Genomic DNA, 14,467 nt, shown 5'->3' on the forward strand with positions numbered 1-14,467 from the left:
GGTCGCTGAGTTCGTCGAAGCGACGTGATCCGACCCGCACTACGGCACCCCCTCTTCTCCTCCACAGGCTCGGGCGCACGGCCGGGCGTGGATCCGTACGGTCGGAAGCATGACCGACACGTTCTCACCGGCACATCGCAAGCTCCTCAACACCGTTCCGCTGCGCGCGGCATCCCGCATCGTCACCTTGGAGGTGCCGTACGAGCACGACGGTGAGCCCATGGAGGGCTACCTCGCGGTGGACGAGACGCACGAGGGCCGTCGACCCGGCGTCCTGATCCTGCACGACTGGGGCGGCCTCGCCGACTACACCCGCGTCCGCGCGCAGATGCTCGCTCGCCTCGGGTATGTGGCGTTCGCCGCCGACGTCTACGGCACCGGCATCCGGCCCGAGGGCGACGACGCCCCCAAGGAGGCCGGCAAGTACTACTCGAACCTCGAGCTCCTCCGAGCGCGCGTGGCTGCCGGTTTCCGGGAGCTGCAGGCGAACCCGGACGTCGATCCCGACCGCATCGTTGTGATCGGCTACTGCTTCGGCGGATCCGCCGCGCTCGAGTTCGCCCGCACGGGCGCCGAGGTCCGCGGCGTCGTGTCCTTCCACGGCGGGTTGATCGCTCACGACCCGAGCGACGCGGACGCCGTCCGCGCGTCATTGCTGATCCTCACCGGTGGCTCGGACCCGGTCGTCCCCGACGAAGCGGTCGTCGCGTTCGAGAACGAGCTGCGGGCGGCCGCCCACGTGGACTGGGAGGTCGTCACCTACAGCGGCGCCCCGCATGCGTTCACGCTGCCCGAGGCCGACCACTACCGCCCGCTGGCTGATGCGCGCAGCTGGCGCCGTTTCGTCGACTTCCTCGAGGAGGTCACGGCGGAGCGACCGACCGTCGACGCCGACCCAGGGGAGTAGCCCGACCGGCAGAGCGTGCGCGGAGGCCGCGCGCATCCGCTACTATGGACAAGTTGCCCGAGAGGGTAGCGGGCTGTGGCGCAGCTTGGTAGCGCACTTGACTGGGGGTCAAGGGGTCGCAGGTTCAAATCCTGTCAGCCCGACCGAAAAGTCCCGGAAACTTACGAGTTCCCCGGGACTTTTAAGGTTTAAGGGACCAACTCTCCCAGTGAGAACGCCATGCTCTGACCCCTCTGGCCCCCACGGGTTGGACCGCCCGTCCGACCGGCCGCCGTCGATCTGGATCATCACCGATTGTGTCGGAACTTCGTGCGCACCTGATTGGCATGAATGCGCACAAGGACCTGGAATCCGTACCCGCGGTCGTGCCTGCCGACGCCCTGGGGCTGCCGCCTCTCATCGACGTCGCCGAGTTGGCCAAGTACCTGGGCGTGCCGGTGTCGACGATCTACGACTGGCGCACCCACGGCAAGGGACCCACGGCCTACCGCTTCGGCAAGCATCTGAAGTTCGCCGTCTCGGACGTGCGGGACTGGGTTGCGGGCCAGCGAGAGCCGGCGTAGCCACTCCGGCGACTCGAGGGGGGCGGATTGACATGGCGCGGCCACGACTGACGATCGGCACGTTCGGCGACATCACCGTACGCTCGATGCCCTCAGGACGCATCGAGGCGCGCACGCAGTTCCGCGACTGGGACGGTCGCTCCCGCATCGTGCAGGCCACAGGCGACACGGCGAAAGCGGCTGAGCAAGCACTCAAAGCCAAGCTCACCGAGCGCCCACCAACCCAGTCCGCCTACACCCACTTGTCGCCAGACAGCCTGTTCGGCGACAAGGTGGCCTACTGGCTGAAGCAACTCGACCTCGAGGGCCGAATATCTAGAACCACCCGGCTCCTGTACGAGCGGAACGTGCGCACCCTCGTATTGCCCGCGTTCGAGCACCTCGCCCTGCGCGAGATCGGCGTCGCTCGCTGCGATCGCTTCATCAAAGATCAGGCGCACATTTCGTACAACCGCGCCAAAGCAGTCACGCGTAGTGCTGCGCCTTGCGCTCGAATTGGCAGTGCGACACGAAGTGCTGACTCGGAATCCGATGGATCACGTATCCCGCATCTACCGGGAGGCGCGTGTGCCCGACGCGCTCTCCAACGTCGAGGTGAACGAGATCCGCCAGGCGATCGCACTGTGGGAGTCGGGCAGCTTTCACATGTCGGAGCCGAAGCCCGACGGTCAGCTCGGTAAGATCGTCGAAGTCATGCTGGGCACGTCAGCCCGTATCGGCGAGGTCTTAGCGATCCGTCGCCGCGACGTCGACATGACTGGACAGACCCCAACCATCCGGTTGGCCGGAACTATCGTGAGCAGGCAAGGTGAACCGACGATGCGGCAGGATCACCCCAAGACGGCCAAGTCGCGGCGAACAGGGGCCATCCCGTCCTTCACAGCGGAAGCGGTGCGGCGACGGCTTGCTCAACGCGATGACTCGTTACCCGAGGCCCTGCTGTTCTGCAGCCGTAACGACACCCCGTTGACCACCATCAACGTGCGCCGCCAGTTACGGCACGTCGCGGGCCTCGCGGACATCAGCGGAGTGACCCCGCACACGTTCCGTCGCACCTTGGCAACCGTCGTGAACGAGCATGCCGGCGTCGTACTGGCCGCTGAACTCCTCGGTCATACGGATCCGAAGGTGCCCATCCAGCACTACATACGGCGTAATGAAATGGTGCGTCCGCTCACTGCGGATCTGCTCGATCGCGCGCTCCGGAAGGGATATTGAGCGGTGCTCGACCCATAGTATGGACTCGCGTTTAGTTGCCTACTACAAGAAGGATTCAACGCTGCATGCCCAAGTCGGTACGAGAATTAGTTGTCTTCCTTGCCTCCCCCGGTGACCTCGAGACGGAGCGCGCGGCAGTGCGCGAGGTCGAGCGACGTCTGAACTCCATATTCGAGAACAGGCAAGCGCGCGTAAGAGTTGTCGGGTGGGAGAATGTTCCGCCAGCGCTTGGGCGGCCACAAGAACTGATAAATCCCCTCGTGCACGAGTGCGACCTTTTTGTCGGTCTCATGGGGCGTCGCTGGGGATCGAAGACCGGCGAGTTCTCCTCGGGATTCGAAGAAGAGTTCAATATCGCCATGCGGCGCCGCGACGTCGGTGATGTGCCTGCGATCGGTATCTTTTTCGCGGAGATACCCATCGAAGCGATGGCTGATCCTGGGCCCCAATTGGAAAAGGTGATCGAATTTCGCAACAAAGTGAAGGCCGAGCGAATGGCGCTCTTCAAAACCTTCCGGAACGTCGACCATCTTGCTATCGAGGTGCAAGATTTCCTTACCCTGCAGATGCTTCCTCTTGTCGAACTTGAGTTTCAGGAGTCGATCGCACGGAGCGGTGTTCTAGAAATCGCAGGAGGGACGCCGACAAAGGGGCAAATGCCATCACTCGAATCCGGTGAGGAATTGGCAACCACAGATTCGGAGACTGCAAGTCTCGAGATCGCCGCTCGGCGAGAGCCCGACGAGGCTCAGGTCCAGATTGCGTCGGCTTTACGCGCCTACACATCTTGGTTTGAACAAGCGGCTAGTTCGCCCCCCGATGTTTGCGACCGCGATCGCGTTGCACTAGTTGGATCTGCCTTCGCGAATGAGCCCGTTCTTCTGGGGGCACACCTTGTAAACAGGTTGTACAAACAGAGGGAGCAAGTAGCGCTCACGGTCGGGGAAGCGAATCTGTGGTATCGGACCTACTTCTCTGACTTTGGCTACCAGGATCGCGACACCAGAACAATTCCAATTTGGGGAGCCCTCAAGGCTGGTAGTTACGATGCCGCCTTCGATCAGGTTCTAACGACTTTGCTACTCGGAGACGACGAGCGGGCGGCGCGTGGCAGCCTGCGATACATCACGGAGAAGCGTATTCGACTGCGATCGCTTTGGGTCGCGCGTAGTGCCACTGCTGAAGTAATCGGGGACGCGGATAGAGACGGAGACCTATTGGTCACTAATTGGCAATCGATACTCAGCCGCTTCGACGGGTTAAGTTCAGGCTTGAACTACATCGCCAGCGTCGCCATCGACGGAGACGGAATAACGCTGGAACTTGTTGCCGCGAAAGCTGAACTAAGTGAAGCTATGAGGACGGCTCTACTCGCATACGTTGCGGCTCGCAGGGGAGATGCTGCTTCGGCTGCGGCTCTCGCGCCGTCGCGTTATGCATCCGCGACCGATGTGGGGTATCTTATTGAATTGGTCATGGGGGCCATTCCTGCATGCACCGCTGATGTCTGGCGAGCCTTGGTGGTGGGAAGCCACAGTCGGATCGCGACGGCGGCCGCCGTCCAATTGGCACTTCGTGACAAGTTTACTAGAGATGAATTGAAGGCCGTCCTGGCGCTGGACTCTGTAGATGTAACAATGTCGATGGTGACGCGTGCGAAGGACGACCCGTCATGGGGCATGGAACTCATGCTCTTGCTCAGGGAGGTAGATAAGTACAACCAAGAAAGCTTGATTGCGCGACTTCTTGCGTCCGTACTAACTCGGGAGCAGTTGATGACGTTCGACGACACTGGCTATATGACGATGATGCTCTGGGAAGCCCGCGCAATCAAGAACCCAGAACTCGAGGCTGAAGCAGCCCGCGCGATTCTTGACGGGACGTCACAGCACGTGTCCGAGCGAGTGGAGCCGCTGCTTGGGCAATACCAGATACTGGCGACAAATCTCGTCGATCATGCTAAACGTGCAGCCTGCACGGTGTTGGCTGGACTCAACAGTGTCGACCTTGCGGACGCACGCCGGGTGCTTGAAGAGTTTCAGAGAGACTCGTACATCACGCGAGGACCGGCGATTTCGGCATTATCCAAAATATGCTCAAGGCTTCTTGCGCCTACCGGAATGGAAAGTTGTTTGAAGGACCTCGGCTGGTTCGCTGAAACAGCTCAGTTGCGCGAGAGCCTATCCTCGCTTGACGCCTACTGGGCAATCGATTTATCCGAGCAACTGCTCGCTAGTCCTATCGGTCCGATCGTCGCCGGTGTCTGGCGGGAGAGCGAAATACCCGCACTACGTGTCGCGGCCCTCGAATGGGAGTTGACGCGTGAGTCGACGCCGGACGACGATCTGGAGTTCGCCTTGTACGACGACGAAGCGAAACTAAGGATGTCGGCTCTGGACGTGCTCTTGTCGCGCTGGGACGAGAACCGAATTACTGCCCTGTTGAATCGATATGATGACCGGGGACGAGCCTATTGGTATAACGTGATAGTTGGCCTCGATGAGTACTTATCGGGGTACAAGCCCGGACTGACGCAGCCTCATTACCTGCCCGCACCGGCGCACTAAAACGAATCTGTGCGCGTTGAACAGTGGACGGACTGCGCCTGCGTCCTACCTAACGCGTCCGATAGAACCCGGATTGCATGCGTCTGTTCCTTCTTCGCGGCGCTTGATTCTGTCAGCGCGCGGTTGTTTGGTTCCGGGTGTTCGAGCGCGAGTGCCCTCGCCTCGCCGATGACAGGGGAGTACGCTATCGAGCCCCCTCGCCTCGGGGCGCTGGCAGCGGGTTGTCCCGCAGCCGTGCGGCAGACCATGCCGCCGTCTTGGGGTCGCCCCTCACCTTGATCAGCAAGGCACGACCCCCGGCGACAGGCCGACGTATCGCAGCGTGTGCTCTTAGGGACCGCCTGTTGTGCAAAGGTTCGCCGATTGAAGGACCGACTCGGTTTCATCGACGAAGTCGCGATGCCAGCCGAAGGGTGCCGAGCCGTGTTGGTCGGGGTCGTAGGCGCAGAGCCAGTGCAGGTGGAGTGCGGAGAGTTCCCAGACGAGTTCGGGGTGGCGGTGCCAGAACGGTGGCACGACGGACGCCGGCAGCCCGTAGGTGTGTCGCAGCCAGTTGACCCAGCGGTTGAGCTCGATCCACTCGTACTCCGCCTCCTCAGCGGTGAGCGTGTTCCAGTTGATCGGGTGTGGCGGCTCTGCCATCAACGGACCGTCGAGCTCAGCAAGAAATTCGTCGCCGAGGGAGTCGTCGCTGGAACTCGTGCGGGCTCGACGAATGTCGCGGTCATGCTGCGCTCAGAAGCCGAGCGCCGCAGAGCGGACCCGTGATGGTGCCGCCCGGAGGGGCATGCTGCGCTGCTCGGCCACCGGTTCCCTCCCGGCGATCCGGCTCTGCGGACGTGAGCGGTCCACCTCGTAGTCGGTCCGGACGAGGTTGTGGCCGATCTTCGTCGCGACGAACTCCTCCCTTCGACGAGCTCGCCGTGGCGCTCCTTATGGAACGAGTGGACGTAGCCCTCGGCCACGAAGTTGTCGCCCTTGGCGGAGTGGGCGAGTGCCCGTTCGGCGGTGGCGCGGTAGGCGACGAGGTCGTGGAAGGTGGGCTCGAGGGGGGTGAAGGTGCCGTCGTCCTCGCGGCGGAAGTGTGGCTGGCGGATGCGGGCGTGGCTCGCGAACAAGAACGACTTGTGACGCAAGAAACGCCTGGTCCAGACGAGATCGCCCGAGACGTCAGTGCGGCTCCCGGAGCCGGCGAGGCGCCGTGCCTCAATCCGTCGGTCACGGGTTCAAGTTCAGTCCGCCCTATTGTCCCGCAGATCGTCCAGACAAAGTCACGCGCAGGAACGGAACACACGTGTCGGCCGCGTACAGCGAGTGCCCCACGTCATTCGTCGAAACGGTGCTCCTCGGCCAGGCAAGACAGCGACATCACTCGTCCGCCCGGCTTCGACGGCGGCCGCATCCTGTTGCCCCGCGAATGAATGTCGGCAACGGTCGGCCAATCGGGAGCGCGCAGTCGCAGGGTTTGGGTACCGTTCCGCCTAGCTCCGGGCAAGCGCCGTTACCACCGAACGAACATCTTGATCAGAATCGACTAGTGCTGCGAGGGTCTCGTCACCACCAGCGTCGGCTATGCAGAAAGCCGTCAGAACTCGGATTCCATCAGAGTTCAGAGTCCATCGCGCCTTCGATGCCTTTCCCGCAAAGCTAGCGAGCTTCATCTTGGTGAGCAATGCCCAGCCATCCATATCGCTCACCTCGTCTCGGTCCATGAGCGACACCACGGGACCGCCGTTCTTGCGACGAATGGGACGAACGATTCGACGAAGGCGGTTGATCCCATTCGCAACGTTGATCACAGAGGCAGCGGGAGGTGTGAACGAGCATTCGTCAGTGGCTATCGTTTTCACCGACTCGTCGTGATCAGATCGCCACAAGTTCTCGCAGTAACTTAACGTTCCATCGTGCCCTTGAACATGGGCGAACTGCCAATCCGCGAAGTCGTACCGATTGAGATAGAGAGCGGAAAGGCTTGCGTTCATTAGCCTGCGATTTCCGAGAATGCCGGCGAGCTGTGTTGCTCGCGCATTCGGAGATTCGTTATGTGCTATGTCGTCGACGCGCGCGAGCGCAACTCCCAGGAGGTTCCTCCTGAGCAGTGCCGCATCCCCCTGATTCTCGGTTGAAACCCACGCTCCTGAGACTGCAGCTGGGTGAAGCAACCGCGCGAGATACTCGACGACCAGTTCGCTGAGTTCTTCAGATTTGAGAATCGACGCGATTGAGTTGAAGCCATAGTTGCGCCAGCCTTCAGAAATCGCGCGCGCGCGGAACAGTGCTTCAAACTCTGGGAATTTGAATTGAACGCCGTCTGATCCGTTCTCCAACAAGGCGTGAGGATTACGAACGATGCGAGCGAGCGGATCACTGTCTCCGACTCCGAGGTTCCGCAGGAGTTCCTCCTGATGAAGGGGGCCGGCAATCATTAGATGTTCCGCGATCTGGGTCAGCGTGTCAATCTGATCTTCTGATGTGACTCCCACGCGGGCTTCGTCTCGTTTGCAGAACAGTTTCAACAGGTCGAGGAGCATTAGCGTGCGGGAAGCTCCTACTGCCTCGGATGGCGCCTCCTGCAGTCCGACTCGGTGAGCAAGTAGGAGGAAGAGTGGAATACCGGCTGAAGGTCCGGACAGCGCGGCAGTGACCTGGGATGCGATCGTCTCTGTCGCCCCTCGTTTGCGAAGGAGCTCATGGGCCACATTCCGGTCAAGCGGAGTCAAGCGAGCGATTTCATCGGGATCGAACCGACGCGCGATTGTCCCGCGTGAAGATTCGTGTCCTTCCCGGCAACTCAATACGAAGGAAGCTCCATCCCTGACGACCTTGCGCCATTCTACGATATCGCCATCAACTGTTTGCGAGTCAGCCGACATCTCGTCGAGTCCATCGAGAAACAGAGTCAGTCGCTGTTGAATGAGTAACTCGCGAAGCACCGCTCCGGAGCGAATCCTCGGAAGGGGCAACAAACCGTTCAACTGCGCCGGCTGTGACAACTGATGAGCGACGTAGTCCAGCGATAACGACTTGAAATCGCGAAGCGGTACGCGAAGGTAAACGGGAGGAAGCGGTACCAACCGGCGACTTCCGAGCGACCCCCGATACAGCATCGCCGACCGCCACGCATGCCATCGAAGTAGCTCACTTTTCCCTAAGCCCGCGTCGGCGATCACCGCCATACATGCGCCCCTAAGCGGAAGTCCGGATTCGATCGCGCGGTGATCAGGAACGGAAAGAGCCCCCAGTCTTAATTGTGCACCGACATGACGGTCGTCGACGCTCAATTCGTCCGCTCCGAAGAGAACGTCGACGTCGGACGTTTCGGCGTCTCTTATCGCGTTCTGAACGGCAATGGCGGCCCCCCAATAATCATCGACGAAGCGAGACTGAGGCAATACCCGCGCATTGGTGCCGAGCGCTTCAAGCGCAGACCGGATCCGATCGACTTCACGTTCCGGCGCTCCATCTTCGACAATCACGCGGGAGGGGCTATGCACATAAATCTCGGCGTCGCTCAACGAGCGAGCTGATCCGGCCATCCAGTCGTGAATCACAGGCTCGTAGGCTGGCTCAGTGGCGCGAAGAATGGAGCGCCGCGCTACGACGTCCCAGCCGCTGGCCCTGAATAGACGAGCGATCTGCTCACCCACGACCGACACGTCAGCCATTCGCGAGCAATTCGTTAACCGAAGCGGGCAACTTAGTCCTGTCTGCAGAGGAAGCTAGCCACGTGATAGTCTCACTACTACGTGCCAACTCCGAGGTAAGAGCCGACGTCATCAGTGTATTCATCGGTGCGTACAGCCAACCCAAGGCCAAGTCTTCGAACTCAGGCATGTCATAAATTGCGCCCAGGACAAGTAGGCCGAAGAGAGCAAGCCCCCTGGTACGGGAATCTACCTGATCATCAAGGCAATGATTCAAGAAGTCCCGCGCACCGATTGCCGCATTCACCTGGAGCGCCTCCGAGAAGCACCCGATGTAGGCGCGCAGTAGTGCGCGCCACCTGCCGGGGAACTCGGCCGCAAGCCGGTCGGCTAGGGCATACGGGAGTGTGGCGAACATGCCGAGCAACTGGTTTGGGGTGTCCGTTGCCTGCTCCAGGACGAAGGCAAGCTCGGAAAGCCGATCTGCGGCAGTCGCGTCCACGGCGCTTGCCGCGGCGGCCCTCAACTGATCGATAGGTCTGGCGAGAGCGGCGCGCGGCACACCAGCTAGTTCGACCGCCTCCAGCATCCGCGTGACCGACGGGAAACGCTCGTCGGCGACGGTCCGAGTGGCGACTTGTGCGCAGGCCAGTAGCGCCGGAAACTCCTCGGCGAAGTCGGTGCGCACGAGCATGCAGAATTCGATGATCCGCCCGAGCGAGAACACGTCTGCGGTCACGGTTACTTCGCTGAATTGTGAAAGCTGCTCAGGAGCGCTGTACCAATCCGAGAAGAAGCCGTGCCCCGTCGTGGTTTGGTACGTCATGTCTTCCCGGGTAAAGAGGCGACTAAGCCCGAAATCTGCGACAGCGCAGCGAATTTTGCCGTTATCGCGGTACACGAGGACGTTCGTTGGCTTCAGATCGCGGTGTAGGGTGTGCTTCTGGTGAGCGTGCCCCATGCCGCTCATGATTTGTTTGAGGGCGTCCAGAATCTCACGCGGCGTAATGCTGACATCTCGTACGAACTCGTCGAAATTCCGGTCCGCGAGGGGCATCGCGCACCAAGGTAGGGTGGACTGCAGGTCGTAGTCGAGGAGACCTGCGATGTGGGGATGTTCGAGCGCGGCCTGCAAGCGCACCTCTCTGGAGAATCTCTTCAGGGTGTCGACGTTCGTGTCATTCGGAACCTTCACAGCGACAAGCTCGCCTCCGGCTGCTCGTGCCTTCCAAACGGTGCCGAAGCCCCCTCTTCCGAGTTGCTCTCCATCCATGAATGGTTCTGGCAAAGCAGTCACGCGACCTCCGTACTTTTCGCTATGGTCACACCTTAGGCTCGAAGCACATAAATCCACATAGCCTGGAACGTTTTCAGTTACCTCCAGGCCAGCGTCGGTTTCGAAGGGTCGCTCCAGCGCGAATCGGAGCTTGGCGGTTTCCCGATGGTACTTCCGTGCACTCGGGTCTGGGCAAAGTGTGGACCTCTCACCCGTGCCGCGCGTCCTACTCTTCGTGATCGCACCGCTTCTACTCCCCGTCGCCGCCGTCCTGATCGCAACCGCTTCCGAAACTGGTGAAAGCCACAGCGGGAGTGCTTGCTGCCCTCGAGCCGCGACTGATCCTTCCCGGTCCGCCTGCAGACCCGTCTTCCTCGCGGGCAGCGTGCTCCTCGCCACCCGGGCACTCGGCGGCTACCACCATTCGTTTGGGCCGCCGATGAGGCGGAAAGAAGTGCGCAGCTCGCGCGTTCGTGGCCGCAGCCGCTTTCTCCTCGCAGCTTGCGCTAGCCGAGCTCGGCGGACCGCTTGCCGCTCGCCTCTCACCTCTAACCGCTCAGCGCGTGAGGATGTCTTGATCGTGCTCGGCATTCGCCGCCTGGCGATCGTGGTCTCCGTGCATTCGGCCGTTGCCTCCATAGCGATCGGGGCCGTCGCCGGTATCGCCCGGAGTATCGCGACAAGCGGTAGCATGCGCACCCTCCCGCATGCAGCAACCGAAGACCGCGCGGGATGGCTCGCCTTCGCGTACGGCATCTCCTACCCGGGGGCCGCCGTCACGGGCCTGATCGCTGGAAGGTCACGCGGACGGCACCGGAGCAGGCTAGTAGCGAGGAGCGACGTTCCTGCTCCAGGGGGTCCCGGTCCCGCGCGGCATGGCGTTAACGGTCGAGCCCGTGAACGAACATTCGCACTGGGGTGCCATGCTCAGCCGGGTAGGTTCCGGCCGGACGCCGCTCGACGGGCAGGGTCTGATCAACGCCGAACGGGCCGTCCTCGATCACTGAGGATGCGCGGCCGGCCATTTGGTCGTCACCGTCGACGGTGCCTCTTCATGGCACTCCGAACCGAAGTTCTGTTCCGCTGATTGAGCAATCACTCTGCTCGGATTGGGTTGAGGAAATCCGCGAACACACCGCTGGGGTCATCGCTAAGACGGCCGCAGAGTTCAACACCGCTGCCCGAGCTCGAGGCGCAGCCTGATGAACCGGTCAGCGAGTTGCCGCACGATTTAGCTCGGCGAGCTTGTTGGGACGCGTCCACGGTCGGAGACCTGGTAGCCGTTGTTTTTGGGCTATCGGCGGGCGACGGCGAGTTTTGGCGGTCGTTGCTGCTCGATGTCGCCTGCGCAGGAGTGGCGCGTGCGCTGCGGAGGCCCTTGTCGATGTCACTCGAGAGCGGTGAGCGCCCCAGGGGGATGTCTTCTGCCCGCTGCTCGCGCGTCTTTTCCCGGGTGGGTTGCCTTGTCTGAAGTCACGGCTGAGAAGACCACCGAGCATCCGGGATGCAACGCTCGACGGGTGACGTCGGCGCGGTTGTAACGAAAGAGGTGGGGGCTGAGGGTGTGGAACTCGTGGCCGGCGGTGCGTCGCCTGATGACCTCCAGTTGCTCCGAAGTGAGCCCCGAAGCACTGGCCCGATTCGTCCGGTGTCATCAGCGGCGCCACTGGGGAGGAGTGTCAGAGCCGCTTCTCGGGACCACACCTCGCCTTGGGCGCCTGCCAGGGCGACTGGCCGTTCCGCGCTGCTGCGGCCGCGGCCACCGGTGTGATGAGGCCGCGCGGAACCTTGACCAGTGGGCCAGTGCTGTGACCCGTTGTGCGCGACTGCTTCAATTGAATCCTCGCCCATCGTTTTCCCATCACTTTCAACCGCGGACGACCGGAAGAAACCGGGTACGATCGGAGGCAGCGAACCGCCCGGTTCCCCGTCATCACAAGGGATTTGGTGAGTTCTCGAGACATCAGGCGAAGACCCGATGGAGACTAAATTCTCCAAGGGGTCGCAGGTTCAAATTCTGTCAGTCTGATCGAAAAGTCCCGGAAACTTGCGAGTCTCCGGGGCGCCACCGCGAGCGCGACCGGCTCGAGCGTGCTCTACACGACGTCGAAGCTGTCCGTGGCCCGATGGGTGCGACGAACCGCGCCCACGGAGAGCTGGGCCGGGGCCGGCATCGCCCTCAACGCCGTCGCACCGGGCGTGATCCTCACCCCGATGACCGCGGCGGCCAGGTGATCTTCATCGACGGCGGAGCGGAGAGCATCCGTCGACCCGAGCTCGTCTAAGCCGCTCATCGGGTCGCCGATTGTTCCTATCTCGACCCAGCAGCAGCAGCGAGATCGGAAGAGGGCGGTGGCCGGCCTAGGCCGCTCCCACCTCCGCGAGCTCCGGCTCCTCCGGCTCCTCGACCTCGGCGTCCTCCGGCGCCTCCGGCTCCTCGGGGGCCTCCACGCCCTCGTCCTCGGCGCCCTCCGCCTCCGGGTGACCCTCGATGGTGATGGCGCCGGCCTGCAGGAGCATGTCGCCGCAGGCGTAGGGCAGCGTCGGGGGAGCCCAGCCGGTCGCCGCGTTGAGGTAGGAGTCGCGGTCGAGCGACAGGATGCCGAGGATCACCTCGGCGATGATCCGGCCACCGACCGGCCCGACGCTGAGGCCGCCGGCGAGCTCCGACTCCTTGAGGATGTAGAACCACAGGGGCGCCTTGCCGTTCCAGGCCGTGTTCGTGAGCCCGAGCTGGCCGTTCGACAGGGGCGCGAGACCCATCGCCTTCGCCACGTCCTGGCCGGACGGGAGGCCCAGCTGCTTGCCGCGCAGGAGGTTCCGCTCCGCGAGGGAGAGGATCCCGTTGTCGATGTGCTGCACGACCGTAGGCGGCAGCTTCTCCAGGGGAAGCGCCAGCTTCGTGTCGATGTGCCGGCTGAGATTGCGGTCGTCCGGCATTCCCAGCCCCGGGATGTCGAAGAAGTAGTTCCAGTCCGCCCAGGCGAACTCCGGCAGGGGCCGGGATCCACGCAGGTCGTGGGGCGCGCGCCCGAAGAACGGCACCGTGATGCCGTCCGACATCTCGTACTCCGCGCGGATCATGCTGTGCCCGAAGCGGTACGCGGCCCCCGAGTACTCCACCGGCATCATCGGGCGCTTCTTGTCGCCCGGCCTGTAGAAGCGGAGGTTCACCTGCGACGGCCTGCCGGGGGTGTTCTTGATGATGCTGTCGACCATCGCCTGCCCGACGATGCGCGGCAGGAAGTCGTTCACGATGAGCCACTGGAAGTGCCACCGGGTGAGCCGCTGCGCCTCGGCGAACGACTGCCCGGACTCGACGAACCGGTTGTGCAGCTGCAGGAAGGCGAGGTGCAGCTGAGCGACGATGAGGTTCTCGTCGTTGCGGGGGTCGCCGATGATCGCCTTACCGTCCGCCTGCCGGGGGAGATCCGGGTGACCCTCGGCGGTGACGCCGATGCGCATCAGGCGCCGGTCGGCGGGGTCGTACAGCTGCGGATCGAGGATCGGCCCTCGGCCGTACACCGAGCCGAGGTCGAAGAACGGGGTGTCGTAGTTGAGGGTGCCGTGCTTGTCCGCCTGCTGCGAGCCGAGCGGCGTCTTGTCCATCGTCATGTCGTGATCGATGAACTGCCCCAGGTAGACGAACCCGGCCGGGATGCTCGCGTTGTCGAACCCGTCGTTGCTGAGCTTCACGTCGGACAGCGGCGGCGTCCGGTCGATCATCTGCTTGGCGAGCTCCTCGAGGAGGGCGTCATCGGGGGCGAAGGCCGGCAGCTTCGGGAACATGAGACCGAATCGGCCCTGGGCGTTGCGGCCCACCGTGACCGCGATGTCGGCTCCGCGCGGGTTGCCAGCGCCGTGTCCCGCTCCCGCCGCACCGGACAGGATCTTGACGACCTTCCGGACGGCCGGCGCGGCATGCGCGACCGTCGTGCTGCTGAAGGCGGACAGCATGGTCCAGCCCGCGGCCAGTCCGATCAGCACGCCGCGGCGTGAGATGGTGCCGCTGTGTTCGGTCGAGCCACCGTGGACGTTCGGCTCGTTCATGAGGTCAGGCCTCCCTCTGGTCTGTGCGCGGCCCCGTCGCCGCGCGTGATCAGAGTGAGGAACGGGCCTTGTGGATTTCTTGAGCCGCGGATGCCCGCCCGGGGCCGACGCGAAAGAATCGGCTGGCGAAACACGTGACATGAGACAACCTCAGGTACTAATGTCACGAATTACGGACCCGTGAAATACGGCGGAGAACCTCACCCCGAACGCCGGACAGGCCGTGCCCTTCCCGAGGAGCT

The 14,467-nt window shown here is 62.8% G+C and carries 9 protein-coding genes, 1 tRNA gene and 1 pseudogene; 6 read left to right on the forward strand and 5 right to left on the reverse strand.

Annotated features, from left to right (window positions below; translation table 11 throughout):
* Positions 1 to 109 precede the first annotated feature (109 nt).
* The 3 genes from DAI20_RS16130 to DAI20_RS16140 all read left to right on the forward strand — a co-directional run bounded on the left by DAI20_RS16130 (position 110) and on the right by DAI20_RS16140 (position 1,470).
* Complete coding sequence (locus DAI20_RS16130) at positions 110 to 907, forward strand: dienelactone hydrolase family protein (RefSeq protein WP_108252748.1); 798 nt, start codon at positions 110 to 112, stop codon at positions 905 to 907.
* 69 nt (positions 908 to 976) lie between these two features.
* Positions 977 to 1,050, forward strand: a tRNA-Pro gene (locus DAI20_RS16135).
* Positions 1,051 to 1,233: 183 nt separating this feature from the next.
* Entirely contained in the window at positions 1,234 to 1,470 is a 237-nt protein-coding gene (locus DAI20_RS16140) for a helix-turn-helix transcriptional regulator (protein ID WP_108252750.1), read from the forward strand.
* A 92-nt stretch (positions 1,471 to 1,562) separates the two neighbouring features.
* On the opposite strand, the gene DAI20_RS19000 is transcribed toward DAI20_RS16140, so the two are convergent.
* Positions 1,563 to 1,910, reverse strand: a complete 348-nt coding sequence (locus DAI20_RS19000; RefSeq protein WP_240606123.1) for a hypothetical protein — start codon at positions 1,908 to 1,910, stop codon at positions 1,563 to 1,565.
* Positions 1,911 to 1,944: 34 nt separating this feature from the next.
* Between DAI20_RS19000 and DAI20_RS19005 the strand changes: the two genes are divergently transcribed.
* Together DAI20_RS19005 and DAI20_RS16150 are read left to right on the forward strand one after the other, a co-directional pair.
* A complete protein-coding gene (locus DAI20_RS19005; protein ID WP_240606124.1) occupies positions 1,945 to 2,688 on the forward strand; it encodes a tyrosine-type recombinase/integrase in 744 nt (247 codons plus the stop codon).
* Between the two features lie 65 nt (positions 2,689 to 2,753).
* Positions 2,754 to 5,255 (forward strand): DUF4062 domain-containing protein, encoded by a 2,502-nt coding sequence (locus tag DAI20_RS16150; RefSeq protein ID WP_108252751.1) that lies wholly within the window; start codon positions 2,754 to 2,756, stop codon positions 5,253 to 5,255.
* 384 nt (positions 5,256 to 5,639) lie between these two features.
* Here the strand turns inward: DAI20_RS16150 and DAI20_RS16155 are convergent.
* The 3 genes and pseudogenes from DAI20_RS16155 to DAI20_RS16160 all read right to left on the reverse strand — a co-directional run.
* A pseudogene (locus tag DAI20_RS16155) lies at positions 5,640 to 5,897 on the reverse strand (hypothetical protein); the annotation flags it as partial.
* Between the two features lie 839 nt (positions 5,898 to 6,736).
* The gene (locus DAI20_RS18635) at positions 6,737 to 8,920 is read right to left on the reverse strand and encodes an NACHT domain-containing protein (protein WP_159085102.1); all 2,184 of its coding nucleotides are present in this window, start codon (positions 8,918 to 8,920) and stop codon (positions 6,737 to 6,739) included.
* On the reverse strand, positions 8,913 to 10,172 hold the full coding sequence (locus tag DAI20_RS16160) for a serine/threonine-protein kinase (protein WP_108252752.1): 1,260 nt from the start codon (positions 10,170 to 10,172) through the stop codon (positions 8,913 to 8,915). The genes DAI20_RS18635 and DAI20_RS16160 overlap by 8 nt, the downstream gene beginning before the upstream one ends.
* 2,094 nt (positions 10,173 to 12,266) lie before the next feature.
* Here DAI20_RS16160 and DAI20_RS16165 point away from each other — a divergent pair.
* The gene (locus DAI20_RS16165; RefSeq protein ID WP_205781478.1) at positions 12,267 to 12,410 is read left to right on the forward strand and encodes a hypothetical protein; all 144 of its coding nucleotides are present in this window, start codon (positions 12,267 to 12,269) and stop codon (positions 12,408 to 12,410) included.
* 126 nt (positions 12,411 to 12,536) lie between these two features.
* On the opposite strand, the gene DAI20_RS16170 is transcribed toward DAI20_RS16165, so the two are convergent.
* Entirely contained in the window at positions 12,537 to 14,225 is a 1,689-nt protein-coding gene (locus DAI20_RS16170; protein ID WP_159085104.1) for a peroxidase family protein, read from the reverse strand.
* Positions 14,226 to 14,467: the final 242 nt, after the last annotated feature.

The sequence above is a fragment of the Planctomonas deserti genome, from assembly GCF_003067705.1.
Classification (GTDB): domain Bacteria; phylum Actinomycetota; class Actinomycetes; order Actinomycetales; family Microbacteriaceae; genus Planctomonas; species Planctomonas deserti.

What these genes read in the sequence shown, in the direction of transcription:
- DAI20_RS16130 (WP_108252748.1), top strand. Translation starts at nt 110, where the DNA reads ATGACCGACACGTTCTCACCGGCACATCGCAAGCTCCTCAACACCGTT.
- DAI20_RS16170 (WP_159085104.1), bottom strand. Translation starts at nt 14,225, where the DNA reads ATGAACGAGCCGAACGTCCACGGTGGCTCGACCGAACACAGCGGCACC.
- DAI20_RS18635 (WP_159085102.1), bottom strand. Translation starts at nt 8,920, where the DNA reads ATGGCTGACGTGTCGGTCGTGGGTGAGCAGATCGCTCGTCTATTCAGG.
- DAI20_RS16140 (WP_108252750.1), top strand. Translation starts at nt 1,234, where the DNA reads ATGAATGCGCACAAGGACCTGGAATCCGTACCCGCGGTCGTGCCTGCC.
- DAI20_RS16160 (WP_108252752.1), bottom strand. Translation starts at nt 10,172, where the DNA reads ATGGATGGAGAGCAACTCGGAAGAGGGGGCTTCGGCACCGTTTGGAAG.
- DAI20_RS16150 (WP_108252751.1), top strand. Translation starts at nt 2,754, where the DNA reads ATGCCCAAGTCGGTACGAGAATTAGTTGTCTTCCTTGCCTCCCCCGGT.